Raw genomic sequence first — 13,595 nt, 5'->3', positions numbered from 1 at the left:
CCATGGGTATGATCGGTCAACACCTGCTGAACGGCTTGATGCAAGGAACGATCTATGGCCTCGTCGCCATGGGGTTCACCATCTTCTTTGGCGTCATGAACGTGATCAAGTTCTCGCACGGGGACGTGCTCACGCTCGGCGCCTTCGGAGGCCTCGTCGCCGTCTGGGCGGCGAACGCGCTGGGACTGTCGGTGCCGCTGCAGTTCATTGTCGCGCTGTGCGTGGCAATGGCACTGACCGCGGTGGTCGGCGCCGGCATTTCGCATTTCCTCATCATGCCGCTGCGTAATGCGCCGCCGCTCAACATGTTGCTGATGACGATGATGGTTGGTACGGCCATCCGCGAAGCCATCCGGCTGTTTTTTCCGAACGGCACCAATCCGCAGCGTTTTCCGGAGCTGCTGCCGGCCGGAGGCTTCAATATCGGTCCGTCGTTCTTCCGCACCGACGCGATTATTCTGATCATTGCCGGCGCCGCCTCGATCGGCGCCGTTTATTGGATCATCAACCACTCCAAATTCGGCCTCGCGATGCGGGCGGTGGCCGAAGACACCGAAACGGCACGTGTGATGGGGATCAATTTCGGTCGCATCATCCCGCTGACATTTGCATTGGGTTCCATCACCGCAGGTTTCGCCGGCATGATCTATGCGCTGTATTACAGCGAGATCAATTACAGCATGGGCCTGCTGCTGGCCGTGATCGGCTTCACGGCTGCGATCGTGGGCGGTCTCGGCAATATCTGGGGCGCGATCATCGGCGGCTATCTGTTCGCGGGGCTGCAGACTTTCGTCGTCGCTGCGATGCCGTCGATGAGCGATTACAAGAACGTGTTTGCTTTCGTGCTGATCATCGTCCTCATCACCTGGAGGCCGACCGGGCTTCTCGCCGAACGCGGGAGCGAGCGGGTATGACGCCGACCTCTCGGACGCTTGCACGGGTGTCGGTGTGGCCGCTGTTTGTTGCTGTGGCCTTCGCTTCAGTCGCGCTCACGGCGCTGGTCCTGATCGAAAATCAGAAATTGCTCGGTGCCGCACTGGCGATCACGGCTGCGGTCTGCTTCTGCGCCGCCCGGTTCGGAGGCGTCGCCGCGACGGAAGTCGCCGCCTCAAAAAATCCCTGGCTGCTGCGTGGCCTGATCACGGTAGCGTCGCTCGCCGTCATCTTCGTGCTGCGCGACGACAATTTCGGCCTGCTGATGCTGGCAACGGTGCTGATCTACGCGACCATCTGCCTCGGCCTCACTGTGCAGATGGGCTATGCCGGCCTGACCAACTTTGCAGCCGCAGCTTTCGCCGGCACCGGCGGATATACCGCGGCGATGCTGGGGCAGCAGGGCGGTCTGCCCGATGCGCTGGTTCTGGTCTGCGGCGGCCTGGTCGCGGTCTTCATCGGCTCGCTGCTCATCCTCCCGGTGCTGCGCACCCGCGGACATTACGGCGCGCTGACGACCATGGCGTTCGGCGTGATGTTCAACGTCTTTCTCGACGCGAATGACTTCTTTGGCGGTCCGCAGGGCCTGAAGCTTCCCGGCATCAATCTGTTCGGCTGGGACTTCACCAATGACATCCATATCTTCGGCCTCGTGCTGTCGTCCTATGTGAACTACGTGATCTTGACCGGTATTCTGACGGCACTGGCGATGATCTTTGTCGGACTGCTGGACCGCTCTTGGGTCGGTGTCTGGTTCGATGTGGTGCGCCTCGATGAGACCGCAGCATCCGTTTTCGGACTGAAGATAGCTTACTGGAAAGTGCTGGCATTCACGCTCGGTAACTTTTTGGCCGGCCTGATGGGGGCGGTCTATGCGAAAATGACGGGGTTCATCGCGCCCGCGAATTTCACATTCGGCGACTCGCTGGTGATGGTGTCCATCGTGATCCTGGGCGGCATCGGCAATCGCTGGGGCGTGTTGCCGGCGGCGCTGATCGTCGTCCTGCTGCCCGAGAAGCTCCAGTTTATCCAGGAATACCGGCTGATCTTCTATGCAGTCCTGGTCATCGCGATCCTGACCATGCGCCCGGACGGCCTCGTGGCGCGCCGGGTCCGGAAACTGCATACGGAGGCAAGCGCATGACGAGATTGTCTAACGACGTGCTGCTCGAGAGCCGCGGCCTGACGGTCCGTTTCGGCGGCCTGTTCGCACTTAATGAGCTAAACATCGACGTCCGCAATGGCGAAGTGCTCGGGCTGATCGGGCCGAACGGCTCGGGTAAGACCACGTTTCTCAATGTAATCAGCGGCGTCTATTCCGCAAGTGCAGGCAAGATCTTGCTGGGCGACATCGACATCACCCGCGAGAAGGCTCACAATATCTCGTCCTATGGCCTGTCGCGCACGTTTCAGCGATCGCGCCTATGCCTGTCGCTATCGGTGTTCGACAATATTGCGCTGGGTGCGCAGCGAACGCTGAACAATGGCCTTTGGCACAATATCGTGCAGCGGAAATTATTCGCTGCGGAAGCGCGGAAGATCGCGGAGGAAGCTCGCGAACTGCTGCGCGTCTTCAATCCCGCGCTGCCGGATAAACTGTTCGATCCGGCGATCTCGCTCGGCATGATCGATCGGCGCAGGGTCGAGATCTGCCGCGCATTGATCGGCAAGCCAAAGCTTGTGCTGCTCGATGAACCGTCTGCCGGCATGACCCATGACGAGACGGATCAGGTGGTGGATGAAATTCTCGGCATCCGCAAATCGCTCGGCGGGCTCACGATCATCATTGTTGAGCACGAAATGGGCTTGATCGAACGCGTCACCGATCGCTGCGTCGTGCTGAACTACGGCAAGAAGATCTGTGAAGGCAAATTCCGTGATGTCGCGGCCGATCCTGTGGTCCGCGAAGCCTATCTGGGGCAAGCATGAGCGGTCATCTCACAGTCGAGAACATTTTCACTGCCTATGACCGGGCCGACGTGCTGTCCGGCATTTCGATCGACGTGCAGCCGGGCAAGATCACCTGTATTCTTGGTTCCAATGGTGCCGGCAAGTCGACGCTGATCCGCTCGATTCTGCGGCTGACGCCGCCCCGCGCCGGCTCCATCGCATTCGAAGGCAAGACGCTCGATCAGATGGCGACCCATGAGATTGTCGATCTCGGGATTGCGTGCATTCCCGAAGGGCGCCGGATCTTCGCGAAGATGACGGTCGAAGAGAATCTTCGGGTCGGCGCCTATCTCGTCAATGCGGAGAAGACGGTCAAAGCGCGCCTTGGCAAGGTGTATGAGGTGTTTCCGCGCCTGAAAGAGCGCGCCAAGCAGCTTGCCGGCACCATGTCCGGTGGCGAACAGGCGATGGTGTCGATCGGCCGCGGAATGATGACGGATCCCAAGCTTCTGATCATCGACGAGCCATCGCTGGGCCTGTCTCCACTATTCGTGCAGGAGAACTTCAACATTGTCCGCCGGCTCAACGAAACTGGAGTGACGGTTCTCCTGGTCGAGCAGAACGTCAACCAGACCCTCGCCATCGCCCATTACGGTTATGTGTTGTCGCAGGGCAGGATCATCGTCCAGGGCGACTCCGAGATGTTGGCAAAGAACGAGGAAGTCCAAAGCGCCTACTTCGGTGGAGCGCACTGATCAGAAAGAACGTCGCGCTAGCTGATATATATGGCTGCCGCATCACAACGAAAAGTCAGACTATCATCTGAAAGGAAACGTCATGTCCTCAACCATTCATGAAAGCGCCATCGTCGTCGATGGATTGATCATCTCGGACTTCGGGCGTCCGGTCTTCGAGGACATGCGCAAGGGCGGATTGACCGCCGCCAACTGCACCTGCTGCGTCTGGGAAGGCTTCGAAGCCACCATGCGCAATGTGGTCAAGTGGAAGCGCTGGTTCGCAGACAACGACGACATCCTCAAGCAAGTTTACACCACCGCTGACATCCTGAAGGCCAAGGAAGAAGGCAAGACCGGCATCATCCTGGGCTGGCAGAACGTCACTGGTATCGAAGATCAGATCGGCTACCTCGGTCTGTTCAAGGAGCTCGGCGTCGGCATCATCCAGATGGCCTATAACACGCAGAACCTGGTCGGCACCGGCTGCTACGAGTCCAAGGACGGTGGCCTGTCCGACTTCGGCCGCGAGGTCGTCGCCGAGATGAATCGTCTCGGCATCCTCTGCGACCTGTCGCATGTCGGATCGAAGACCAGCGAAGACGTCATCCTCACCTCCAAGCAACCGGTTGCCTATTCGCACTGCCTGCCAGCCGGCTTGAAGGAGCATCCGCGCAACAAGTCCGACGAGCAGCTGCGCTTCATCGTCGATCACGGCGGCTTTGTGGGCGTCACCATGTTCCCACCTTTCCTGAAGCGTGGTCCGGCATCGACTGTGGACGATTATGTCGAGGCGATCGAATACGTCATCGATATCTGCGGCGAGAACAGCGTCGGCATCGGCACCGACTTCACGCAGGGCTATGGCCAGGAATTCTTCGACTGGATCACCCATGACAAGGGATATGGCCGTCGCCTCACTAATTTCGGCGACGTCATCAATCCCGAAGGCATCAAGACTATCGGCGAATGGCCGAATCTCACGGCCGCTATGGAGAAGCGCGGCTGGAAGGCCTCACGCATCGAGGCCGTCATTGGCAAGAACTGGGTCAATCTCCTGAAGACTGTCTGGGGGGCCTGAGATGGGGAAGCCGCAGGTTGACATCAATGTCGATGACCAGACCGGGCGTTGGTCGGTCGACGCGACCAATATGATCTTGGTGCCGCAGCATTTTTACATGAACAACCACTTTGCCATCGAGGCGGCAGTGGGCGCTGAGGAACTCGAGCGCATTCTGCGACCGGCCGGCCATCGCTCGGCCTATTATTGGTGCGAGAAGGAAGCCGAATTTCACGGCATGTCCGGCGTCGATGTGTTCCGTCACTATATGCGCCGCATCACGCAGCGCGGATGGGGCCAGTTCGACGTCCTCGACGTGTCGCCGGAAGCAGGGACGGCGACAGTGCGCTTGCGAAATTCGGCAATGGTTGATGGCGAGCGCCGCAACAGTGGTCGCAAGGTGTGTTACATGTTTGCGTCTTGGCTCGAGGGCTCGCTCGAATATGTTGCCGCAAGTGCCGGTCGTGAGGTCAGGTTGCGGGCGCAGGAGGTCTATTGCGAGGCCGAAGGCGCTCACGATCATTGTCTGTTTAAGGTCGAGCCGGCTTAATTTGAGCCGGCGAAATCCGTCTGCAACGGTATTGAGACGCGCCTAGCCTGACTAGGTCAATGAGATCGGCCAAGCATTCAGAAAGTCGCAGTAGACGAGAGGCCTCCGGCGGCAGTGCCGCATTTGGGTCACCGTGAGTTCTCGCGCGAATGATCGTGGGTCTGTGCTGCCAAGGGGCGGCTTGCCGCACGAGTATTCCGCGTAGAACCATGATTGGAATCTAACATTTCATGGTGGGCTTCGTAGTGCGTCCACGCAACGACCGCGAGGGTTCCGCCCTATGGGATTGTCCCGTCTCGGCGCAAACGGTCGATACAAGCGCGTTCGACAGGCTTCTCCGAGATTGTCTTGGGAGTATCGTCGAGTACCTTCCGAAGCCGACCGTGTCCCGGCTGATCCGAGCTTTGGTGGCTGCGGGTTACCTCGATTACGAACCCGTTGGTGGCAAATATCAGTTGCGTCGGCGCGTTCTGACGCTGGTGTTTTCGCTACTGCGCAACATGAGAGTTCTGCCCGTTGCCCACGAGCAGTTACAGCGGTTGGCGACCGCGAGCGGCTGCACCGTATCGCTCGCATGTCCGGACGCGCTGAAGATGATCTATCTCGGCCGCTGTCCGGGAGAGGTCATACCGTACTATTTCAGCGTCGGCTCGGCCATCGACATGGCAAGGACGGCGACAGGCCCAAGCCTATCTTGCTTCGCTCCTGATGGCGGCAACAAGATCGGCGGTGCTCACGATCTTATGCGCCTACGTCGGCGCATCGATATGCACGGCTGCATGCATCGACATAGTTTCCGAAGCATAGCAGAAGGGTGCAAGTCAGGCCGCGGAGAAGCGTTCGGAACGCCGCGTGGTGGCCGATCGTTCAATGCCGATGACTTCCAGACAAGACCGTGGTTTCTTCCCGGGTTATCCCGCGTGGTGGCTTCGTGGCCCGTGGTCTCCTGATCGACGAATTGATCGGTGTCGGCGTACGGATCAGCAGAAGAGCTGCCATTTTGCGGACACGAGCGAAGCCGTCACAACTCTTTCATGGAGAATTCGAATGTCATTTCAGGAAATGCTGACCCCGCAGAATAGCGCTATCGCGCTGATCGATTTTCAGCCCGCGATGTTCCAGGGTGTCCAGTCGCATGATCGTCTTGTCACATTGAACAACGTCCAGATTCTTGCAAAAGCTGCGAAGCTGTTCAAGATTCCAACCGTTCTCACCACCGTCGCGGCGGAGTCGTTTTCGGGCCCATTCATCCCCGAGGTGGTGTCGCTGTTTCCGGGACAGGAGATCATCGATCGCACCTCAATGAATTCGTGGCTCGATGCCAACTTCCGAAAGGCCGTTGCCGCCACCGGCCGCAAGAAGTTCGTCATCGCGGGCTTGTGGACCGAGGCTTGCGTGATCTTTCCGACCCTAGACATGCTGCGCGAAGGCTTTGAGATCTACATTGCTGCCGACGCCTGCGGCGATCTCTCGCCGGAAGCGCATGAGCGCGCCATGCAGCGCGCGATCCAGGCTGGCGCGGTGCCGATCACGTCCTCGCAATATGCTTATGAGCTGCAGCAGGATTGGGCGCGCAGCGAGACCTATGAGGGCATGATGGACATCCAGCGTGCACATTCGCCTTACGGCATCCAGATCCGTTTCTCGAAGTGGGCGCTTGGTGAGCACGCTTCCGAAGGCGGCTCGGCCAAGTAAGCCGTCAGGTGACACAACCGAGGACAACGATATGAAAGCACATATGATCTCGCTGGGCGCAGGCCTGCTGGTGGGCGTCATCTACAGTCTGATCAATGTGCGCTCTCCGGCGCCACCGGTGGTGGCGCTGGTTGGCCTGCTCGGCATTCTCGTTGGCGAGCAATTGCCGCCGCTGGTGCGCACGCTCTGGCAGAAGGAGCCGGTGGTGCAGTCCTGGCTCGAGCAGGTGAAGCCACACATGTTCGGCCATCTGCCGAAGGGCCAGCGCTCCGATACGCGTGTCGCTGGCGACATAACGCCGCAGCCGCCCGCCGGCGGTTAGTCGCCGGCACACGCTTCACGATCCCATCGACCGTTCAATTCACTATCGCCGAAGGAACTCCCCATGAGCGAGCCGCAGACCCCCGATCTCATTCTCCATCGTGGCCTGTTCACGACGCTCGATCGCTCCAATCCCGTCGCCAGCGCGGTGGCCATCAAGGATGGTCGCTTCACCCATGTCGGCCATGACGCGGGCATCCTGCCACTGGCGGGACCAAAGACGAAGATCGTCGATCTTAAGGGCAAGCGCGTGCTGCCCGGCCTGATCGACAATCACCTGCACATCATTCGCGGCGGTCTGAATTTCAACATGGAGCTGCGCTGGGACGGCGTACGCTCGCTCTCCGATGCCATGAACATGCTGAAGCGTCAGGTCGCCATCACGCCGCCGCCGCAATGGGTGCGCGTGGTCGGTGGCTTCACTGAGCATCAGTTTATCGAAAAACGGCTGCCGACGATCGACGAGCTGAATGCCGTCGCGCCGGATACACCAGTGTTCCTGCTGCATCTCTATGACCGTGCATTGCTCAACGGCGCTGCGCTGCGCGCGGTTGGCTACGCCAAGGACACGCCGAACCCGCCGGGCGGCGAGATCATTCGCGATACTAACGGAAATCCGAACGGCATGCTGCTGGCCAAGCCCAATGCCGGTATTCTGTACGCAACGCTGGCCAAGGGCCCGAAGCTGCCCTTCGACTATCAGGTCAACTCGACCCGCCACTTCATGCGCGAACTCAATCGCCTCGGCGTCACCGGCGCCATCGACGCCGGCGGCGGCTTCCAGAACTACCCCGAAGATTATGCCGTCATCCAGAAACTGCATGACGAGAATCAGCTGACCATTCGTTTGGCCTACAACCTCTTTACCCAGAAGCCGAAGGGCGAGAAGGACGACTTCCTCAATTGGACGAAAACATCCAAATACAAGCAGGGCGACGACTACTTCCGCCACAACGGCGCCGGCGAAATGCTGGTGTTCTCTGCCGCAGACTTCGAGGACTTCCGCCAGCCACGTCCTGATATGGAGCCGGAGATGGAAGGCGAGCTCGAGGAGGTCGTTCGCGTTCTCGTGCAAAACAAATGGCCGTGGCGCATGCATGCGACCTATGATGAGACCATCAGCCGCGCGCTGGATGTATTCGAGCGCGTCAATCAGGAGATGCCGCTGAAAGGGCTGAACTGGTTCTTCGACCACGCCGAAACGATCTCGGATCAATCCATCGACCGTATCGCGGCGCTTGGCGGCGGCATCGCGGTGCAGCATCGCATGGCCTATCAGGGCGAATATTTCGTCGAGCGTTACGGCCATGGCGCGGCGGAAGCCACGCCGCCGGTGTCGAAGATGCTCGCCAAGGGCGTCAAGGTTTCCGCCGGCACGGATGCGACGCGCGTCGCGTCCTATAATCCCTGGGTGTCGCTGTCCTGGCTGGTCACCGGCCGCACCGTTGGCGGTATGCAGCTCTATCCGCAGCGCAACTGCGTCGATCGCGAGACGGCGTTGCGCATGTGGACGGAAAACGTGACGTGGTTCTCGAACGAAGAAGGCAAGAAGGGCCGCATCCAGGTCGGCCAGCTCGCCGATATCGTCGTACCCGATCGCGATTTCTTCTCCTGCGCGGAGAACGAGATTGCCGACACGAGCGCAGTGCTGACAATCGTCGGCGGCAAGGTTGTCTATGCCGTCGGTGATTTCGCCAAGCTCGACGAGAATGCGCCGCCGCCGGCCATGCCGGACTGGTCGCCGGTGCGCACCTTTGGTGGCTATGGCGCGTGGGCCGCTCCCGATGCGAATGGACAGGTCGTCGCGCAGAAGATGGCGATGAGCTGCGGCTGCGCGAATTCATGCGGCGTGCATGGCCATGATCATGCCACGGCATGGTCCAGCAAGCTGCCGATCGCCGATCTCAAGAGCTTCTGGGGCGCACTCGGCTGCGCGTGCTGGGCGGTATGATCACGAATCTCGCACGTCGCGTGATCGGTGCGCCCTTTGTGTATTGGCTGGGTTTGCTCTGCCTGTGTGCGGCCTATCTGCAAGGTGGGCTGGTGAAGGCGTTCGACCTTCAGGGAGCGATTGCCGAGATGAACCATTTCGGACTGCAGCCGGCAGCGCCCTTCGCGCTGGCGACGATCGGGCTCGAACTGGTTGCCTCGCTATTGATTCTCGGTGGCGTGTTGCGCTGGCTCGGTGCACTCTCGCTGGCAGGCTTTACGCTGATGGCGACATTTCTGGCAAACCGGTTCTGGGAGTTGGCTCCGTCCGAGCGCTTTATGAGCGCCAATTCGTTTTTCGAACATCTCGGCCTGTGCGGCGGCTTCCTGCTCGTCGCTTGGCATGACCTTAATGACCGGGCCAGGAAGGCAAAACCATGAGCGGAGCCGCCGAGCCGGCCAAGGCAACCAGCGCCTTCGCGCCATTCCGCCAATCCATCTTCGCGGTGATCTGGGTCGCGACGGTGATGGGCAATACCGGCAGCTTCATGCGCGACGTGGCAAGTTCCTGGCTCGTCACCGACCTGTCGGCAGCGCCCGCAGCGGTCACCATGATCCAGGCCGCGGGCACGCTTCCGATCTTCCTGTTTGCAATCCCCGCCGGGGTGCTGTCCGATATTCTCGATCGCCGCAAATTCCTGATCGCGGTGCAGGTACTGCTCGCCTTGGTGAGTGCGACGCTGATGATGCTGTCCTATTACGGGCTGCTGACGGTCAATCTGCTGATCGGCCTGACCTTCATTGGCGGGGTCGGAGCGGCACTGGTCGGGCCGACATGGCAGGCGATCGTGCCGGAGCTCGTGCCGCGACAGGACATCAAGAGTGCGGTCGCGCTGAATTCATTGGGCATCAATGTCTCGCGCTCGATCGGTCCTGCGGCAGGCGGTATCCTGTTGGCGACATTCGGCGCCGCCGTCACCTATGGCGCCGATGTCATCAGCTACATGTTCGTCATCGTAGCATTACTGTGGTGGCCGCGCGCCAAGGCCGAGAACGACGTGTTATCGGAGAAGTTCTTCGGCGCGTTCCGGGCGGGGTTACGCTACACACGTTCCAGCCGTGAACTGCATATTGTGCTGCTGCGGGCAGCGATCTTCTTTGCATTCTCCAGCTCGATTTGGGCGCTGCTGCCGCTGGTGGCGCGTAATCTGCTGGGTGGCGATGCCAGTTTTTACGGCGTGCTGCTTGGTGCGGTTGGCGTGGGCGCGATCGGTGGCGCGCTGGTGCTGCCGCAGCTCCGCGCGAAGCTCGACTCCGACGTGCTGCTGCTGATCGCCGCGCTGCTATCGGCGTGCGTGATGGCTGTACTGTCCTTCGCGCCGCCGAAATGGGTTGCGTTGCCGGTTCTGCTGCTGCTCGGTTCTGCGTGGATCACGGCGCTGACGACGTTCAGTGGCGTCGCACAGGCGGTGCTGCCGAACTGGGTGCGTGGTCGCGGTCTCGCCGTCTATCTGATGGTGTTCAATGGTGCCATGGCTGCTGGAAGCCTTGGCTGGGGCGTGGTGGCCCAAGCGCTGAGCCTACCGGCGACACTGCTGGTTAGCGCATGCGGTCTCGCCGTCGCCGCCTTCATCATGCACCGGGTGAAGCTGCCGACAGGTGAAGCCGATCTCGCGCCGTCCAACTACTGGCCGGAGCCGCTGACGTCGGATGAGGTCGAACATGACCGCGGCCCCGTCCTGATCCTGATTGAGTACCGAATCGCGCGTCAAAACCGCGCGCCGTTCTTCACCGGGCTCAAGCGCCTCTCTGAAGCGCGTCGTCGCGATGGCGCTTATGGCTGGGGCATCACCGAGGATGCGGCCGATCCGGAGAAGATCGTCGAATGGTTCCTTGTGGAATCATGGGCGGAGCATCTGCGGCAGCATCACCGCGTCTCGAAGGCTGATGCCGATGTGCAGCGCGAGATGACGCAATATCACATCGGGCCCGCCGCCCCCGTGGTCCGGCATTTTCTGACGCTGGATCTGAAAAACCCGATGTCGAAGCTCGAACTGGTCAACCAGCACTAGTCGCCACAAGGATTGCCATGATGCGTTTGTTCAAATTCACCGCCGCTATTGTTTCCGTCGCGTTGCTATTGGCCGCGCCGCAAGATACATGGGCGCGCGAGGCGCCGGTGAGGGCCGGCTTTGCCGTCGGCGCGCAATATGACACGACGCATGTCTATGTTGCGCCGGACGAGGTCGATCGCTTTGTCGAAAGCTTCATCGCGACCTTTGGCGGCAAGAGCACCAAACAGGTGGTCGCGACAGTGACGCCGACGCCGAGCAGCACGACGTCGCAGCTTCTACTGACGCCGGCGGGCTCGGTCTCGGTGTTCGGCTTCAAGACTCCGATTCCGTATCCCTTTGGCCATGAGCGCACCGGCTATCTCGTCACCGATATCGACGCCGCAGTCAAAGCTGCGCAGAGCGCAGGCGCCGACGTGCTGGTCAAGACGTTTCCCGATCCGATCGGCCGCGACGTCGTGGTGCAATGGCCGGGCGGCATCAACATGCAGCTTTATTGGCACACGACGGCGCCGTCCTATCCGGAACTGCAGACGGTCCCGGAGAATCGCGTCTACGTACCAGCCGGCCGGGCCGACCAGTTCGTGAAGAGCTTTGTCGCTTTCTCGAAAGGCAGCGTTGTCTCCGACACGGCGAAGGCGCCGGGCATCGAGATCGGCCGCCCTAACGACACCTATCGGCGGATTCACATCACGTCGAAGTTCGGCAAGATGACTGTGCTGGTGACCGACGGTGTGCTTCCTTATCCCTACGGTCATGAGTTGACCGGCTATGAAGTGCCGTCGCTCGACGAGACGTTGGCCAAGGCGAAGACAGCCGGTGCCGCCGTGCTAGTCGAGCCCTATGCCGCGGATGCACGCCGCGCCGCGCTGGTAAGATTCCCCGGAGGCTATGTTGCCGAGATTCACTCTGCCGTCGGCAAGTAAGGCGTGGGCAGCCGCGACCGCGCTGGCCTTCAGCGCGGCGATGCTGCCGCTCGCGCATGCCGACGATTCAGCGGTAACGCCGTCACGCCCGAAGGTTCTCACCAATCGCTGGCAGGAAGACTGGTCCGCGCTCGCCAATCCGGCGTTGCGGACCGAGCCGTTCGACGCACTGAAATATATCCCGCTCTTTGTCACCGATCTGAAAAGCTATATCTCGCTTGGTGCTAATCTGCGCGAGCGGTTCGAGTTCAACGACGCACCGAATTTCGGCGTCGGCAATACGCGGGGCGATTCCTATCTGCTGCAACGGCTGCAGATGCATGTCGACATCCGGCTGAACGAGAACTGGCAGATCTTCACCCAGTTCGAAGACGTGCGGACCGTCGACAAGGCGAGCATCTCACCGGTCGATCAGAACCAGCTCGATCTGAGACTGGCCTTTATCGCCTATAGCGGTGCGCTGGGTGATGGCATCTTCAAGGCACGCGTCGGCCGGCAGGATTTTGCCTTCGATCTGCAGCGCTTCGTGTCGTCGCGTGACGGACCGAATGTGCGGCAGTCATTCGATGCGATGTGGGCGGATTACGAGACCGGGCTGTGGCGTTTCATCGGCTTTGTCAGTCAGCCCGTGCAATATCGCTTTGGCGATGTGTTCGATGACTTCTCCGGCCAGAATTTCCGCTTCAGCACGGCGCGTATCGAACGCAAGGTTTTCGGCGACAACGAACTCTCCGGCTACTACTCGCTGTTCGAGCGATCATCGGCGCGTTATCTCGACGCCCTGGGCGAAGAGACGCGGCACATCTTCGACGTCCGCTTTGCCGGCAATGCCAATGGCTTCGATTGGGATCTCGAGGCGATGGGGCAGACCGGCCATGTCGGCGCTAAGGACATCGAAGCCTGGGCATTGGGCGCCCGCACCGGTCACACATTCTCTAACGTCGCATGGACGCCAAGGATCGGCTTGCAGGCGGATGCGGCGTCAGGTGACGGGCGTGCGGGTGACAACACGATCGGTACGTTCAATCCGCTGTTCCCGAACGGCTACTATTTTTCGCTGGCAGGCTATACCGGCTACGCCAACCTGATCCATCTCAAGCCGACACTGACGGTGAAGCCCGTTGCCAATCTGACGGTGACCGCGGGAGTCGGCATGCAGTGGCGCCAGACGGTTGCCGATGCCGTCTATGTTCAGCCCAACGTTGCCGTTGCGGGCACGGCCGGGCAGGGCAGTCGCTGGACCGGGGTCTATTCGCAGCTTCGGGCGGATTACGTCTTCAACGCCAACCTGACCGGAGCCGTTGAGGCGGTGCATTATGCTGTCGGTGATACCGTGCGGAATGCCGGCGGCCATGACAGCAATTATCTCGGGCTGGAGCTGAGATATGGGTGGTAATCGGGCGCCCCGCTGGCCACGCGGAGGCAGTTTCATTTTGTGCCGCCGCAGAATAGGTTACGCGATCGCCCGCCATCGGTCCCCGTTTT

14 protein-coding genes are annotated in these 13,595 nt (G+C 60.6%); all 14 read left to right on the top strand.

All coding sequences use genetic code 11. The annotated features are described in order from the left end of the window. Positions 1 to 2: 2 nt before the first annotated feature. The 14 genes from AB8A38_RS18180 (at position 3) to AB8A38_RS18115 (ending at position 13,506) form a co-directional block, all read left to right on the top strand. Positions 3 to 914 (top strand): branched-chain amino acid ABC transporter permease, encoded by a 912-nt coding sequence (locus AB8A38_RS18180; RefSeq protein ID WP_068737795.1) that lies wholly within the window; start codon positions 3 to 5, stop codon positions 912 to 914. Then, positions 911 to 2,077, top strand: coding sequence for a branched-chain amino acid ABC transporter permease (locus AB8A38_RS18175; protein ID WP_439086945.1), 1,167 nt, complete (start codon positions 911 to 913; stop codon positions 2,075 to 2,077). Before AB8A38_RS18180 ends, AB8A38_RS18175 begins: the two co-directional genes overlap by 4 nt. Further along, a complete protein-coding gene (locus AB8A38_RS18170; RefSeq protein ID WP_439086944.1) occupies positions 2,074 to 2,862 on the top strand; it encodes an ABC transporter ATP-binding protein in 789 nt (262 codons plus the stop codon). Before AB8A38_RS18175 ends, AB8A38_RS18170 begins: the two co-directional genes overlap by 4 nt. After that, complete coding sequence (locus AB8A38_RS18165; RefSeq protein ID WP_439086943.1) at positions 2,859 to 3,578, top strand: ABC transporter ATP-binding protein; 720 nt, start codon at positions 2,859 to 2,861, stop codon at positions 3,576 to 3,578. The genes AB8A38_RS18170 and AB8A38_RS18165 overlap by 4 nt, the downstream gene beginning before the upstream one ends. 82 nt (positions 3,579 to 3,660) lie before the next feature. After that, on the top strand, positions 3,661 to 4,638 hold the full coding sequence (locus tag AB8A38_RS18160; protein ID WP_439086942.1) for a dipeptidase: 978 nt from the start codon (positions 3,661 to 3,663) through the stop codon (positions 4,636 to 4,638). Position 4,639: 1 nt separating this feature from the next. Then, positions 4,640 to 5,167: a DUF5943 domain-containing protein gene (locus tag AB8A38_RS18155; protein ID WP_315840113.1), complete on the top strand. Its 528-nt coding sequence runs from the start codon at positions 4,640 to 4,642 to the stop codon at positions 5,165 to 5,167. A gap of 383 nt (positions 5,168 to 5,550) precedes the next feature. Further along, a complete protein-coding gene (locus tag AB8A38_RS18150) occupies positions 5,551 to 6,117 on the top strand; it encodes a hypothetical protein (RefSeq protein WP_439086941.1) in 567 nt (188 codons plus the stop codon). Between the two features lie 97 nt (positions 6,118 to 6,214). Beyond that, the gene (locus tag AB8A38_RS18145) at positions 6,215 to 6,862 is read left to right on the top strand and encodes a hydrolase (protein WP_315840115.1); all 648 of its coding nucleotides are present in this window, start codon (positions 6,215 to 6,217) and stop codon (positions 6,860 to 6,862) included. Between the two features lie 31 nt (positions 6,863 to 6,893). Beyond that, positions 6,894 to 7,184, top strand: coding sequence for a XapX domain-containing protein (locus AB8A38_RS18140; protein ID WP_315840116.1), 291 nt, complete (start codon positions 6,894 to 6,896; stop codon positions 7,182 to 7,184). Between the two features lie 63 nt (positions 7,185 to 7,247). Further along, complete coding sequence (locus tag AB8A38_RS18135) at positions 7,248 to 9,134, top strand: amidohydrolase (RefSeq protein ID WP_439086940.1); 1,887 nt, start codon at positions 7,248 to 7,250, stop codon at positions 9,132 to 9,134. Then, positions 9,131 to 9,553 (top strand): DoxX family protein, encoded by a 423-nt coding sequence (locus AB8A38_RS18130; protein WP_439086939.1) that lies wholly within the window; start codon positions 9,131 to 9,133, stop codon positions 9,551 to 9,553. Before AB8A38_RS18135 ends, AB8A38_RS18130 begins: the two co-directional genes overlap by 4 nt. Beyond that, positions 9,550 to 11,184, top strand: coding sequence for an MFS transporter (locus AB8A38_RS18125; protein WP_439086938.1), 1,635 nt, complete (start codon positions 9,550 to 9,552; stop codon positions 11,182 to 11,184). Before AB8A38_RS18130 ends, AB8A38_RS18125 begins: the two co-directional genes overlap by 4 nt. Before the next feature lie 17 nt (positions 11,185 to 11,201). Further along, on the top strand, positions 11,202 to 12,110 hold the full coding sequence (locus tag AB8A38_RS18120) for a glyoxalase (RefSeq protein WP_439086937.1): 909 nt from the start codon (positions 11,202 to 11,204) through the stop codon (positions 12,108 to 12,110). Next, a complete protein-coding gene (locus tag AB8A38_RS18115; protein ID WP_439086936.1) occupies positions 12,076 to 13,506 on the top strand; it encodes an alginate export family protein in 1,431 nt (476 codons plus the stop codon). Before AB8A38_RS18120 ends, AB8A38_RS18115 begins: the two co-directional genes overlap by 35 nt. Positions 13,507 to 13,595 lie beyond the last annotated feature (89 nt).

Source organism: Tardiphaga sp. 839_C3_N1_4 (genome assembly GCF_051811045.1).
In the GTDB taxonomy this organism is placed as follows: domain Bacteria; phylum Pseudomonadota; class Alphaproteobacteria; order Rhizobiales; family Xanthobacteraceae; genus Tardiphaga.
The sequence above is the reverse complement of the archived record's forward strand: the minus strand, read 5'-3'. Positions and strand labels throughout refer to the sequence as shown.

Excerpts from the sequence above, each read along its gene's own strand:
- AB8A38_RS18180 (WP_068737795.1), top strand. The coding sequence starts at position 3 with ATGGGTATGATCGGTCAACACCTGCTGAACGGCTTGATGCAAGGAACG.
- AB8A38_RS18175 (WP_439086945.1), top strand. The coding sequence starts at position 911 with ATGACGCCGACCTCTCGGACGCTTGCACGGGTGTCGGTGTGGCCGCTG.
- AB8A38_RS18170 (WP_439086944.1), top strand. The coding sequence starts at position 2,074 with ATGACGAGATTGTCTAACGACGTGCTGCTCGAGAGCCGCGGCCTGACG.
- AB8A38_RS18165 (WP_439086943.1), top strand. The coding sequence starts at position 2,859 with ATGAGCGGTCATCTCACAGTCGAGAACATTTTCACTGCCTATGACCGG.
- AB8A38_RS18160 (WP_439086942.1), top strand. The coding sequence starts at position 3,661 with ATGTCCTCAACCATTCATGAAAGCGCCATCGTCGTCGATGGATTGATC.
- AB8A38_RS18155 (WP_315840113.1), top strand. The coding sequence starts at position 4,640 with ATGGGGAAGCCGCAGGTTGACATCAATGTCGATGACCAGACCGGGCGT.
- AB8A38_RS18145 (WP_315840115.1), top strand. The coding sequence starts at position 6,215 with ATGTCATTTCAGGAAATGCTGACCCCGCAGAATAGCGCTATCGCGCTG.
- AB8A38_RS18140 (WP_315840116.1), top strand. The coding sequence starts at position 6,894 with ATGAAAGCACATATGATCTCGCTGGGCGCAGGCCTGCTGGTGGGCGTC.
- AB8A38_RS18135 (WP_439086940.1), top strand. The coding sequence starts at position 7,248 with ATGAGCGAGCCGCAGACCCCCGATCTCATTCTCCATCGTGGCCTGTTC.
- AB8A38_RS18130 (WP_439086939.1), top strand. The coding sequence starts at position 9,131 with ATGATCACGAATCTCGCACGTCGCGTGATCGGTGCGCCCTTTGTGTAT.
- AB8A38_RS18125 (WP_439086938.1), top strand. The coding sequence starts at position 9,550 with ATGAGCGGAGCCGCCGAGCCGGCCAAGGCAACCAGCGCCTTCGCGCCA.
- AB8A38_RS18120 (WP_439086937.1), top strand. The coding sequence starts at position 11,202 with ATGATGCGTTTGTTCAAATTCACCGCCGCTATTGTTTCCGTCGCGTTG.
- AB8A38_RS18115 (WP_439086936.1), top strand. The coding sequence starts at position 12,076 with ATGTTGCCGAGATTCACTCTGCCGTCGGCAAGTAAGGCGTGGGCAGCC.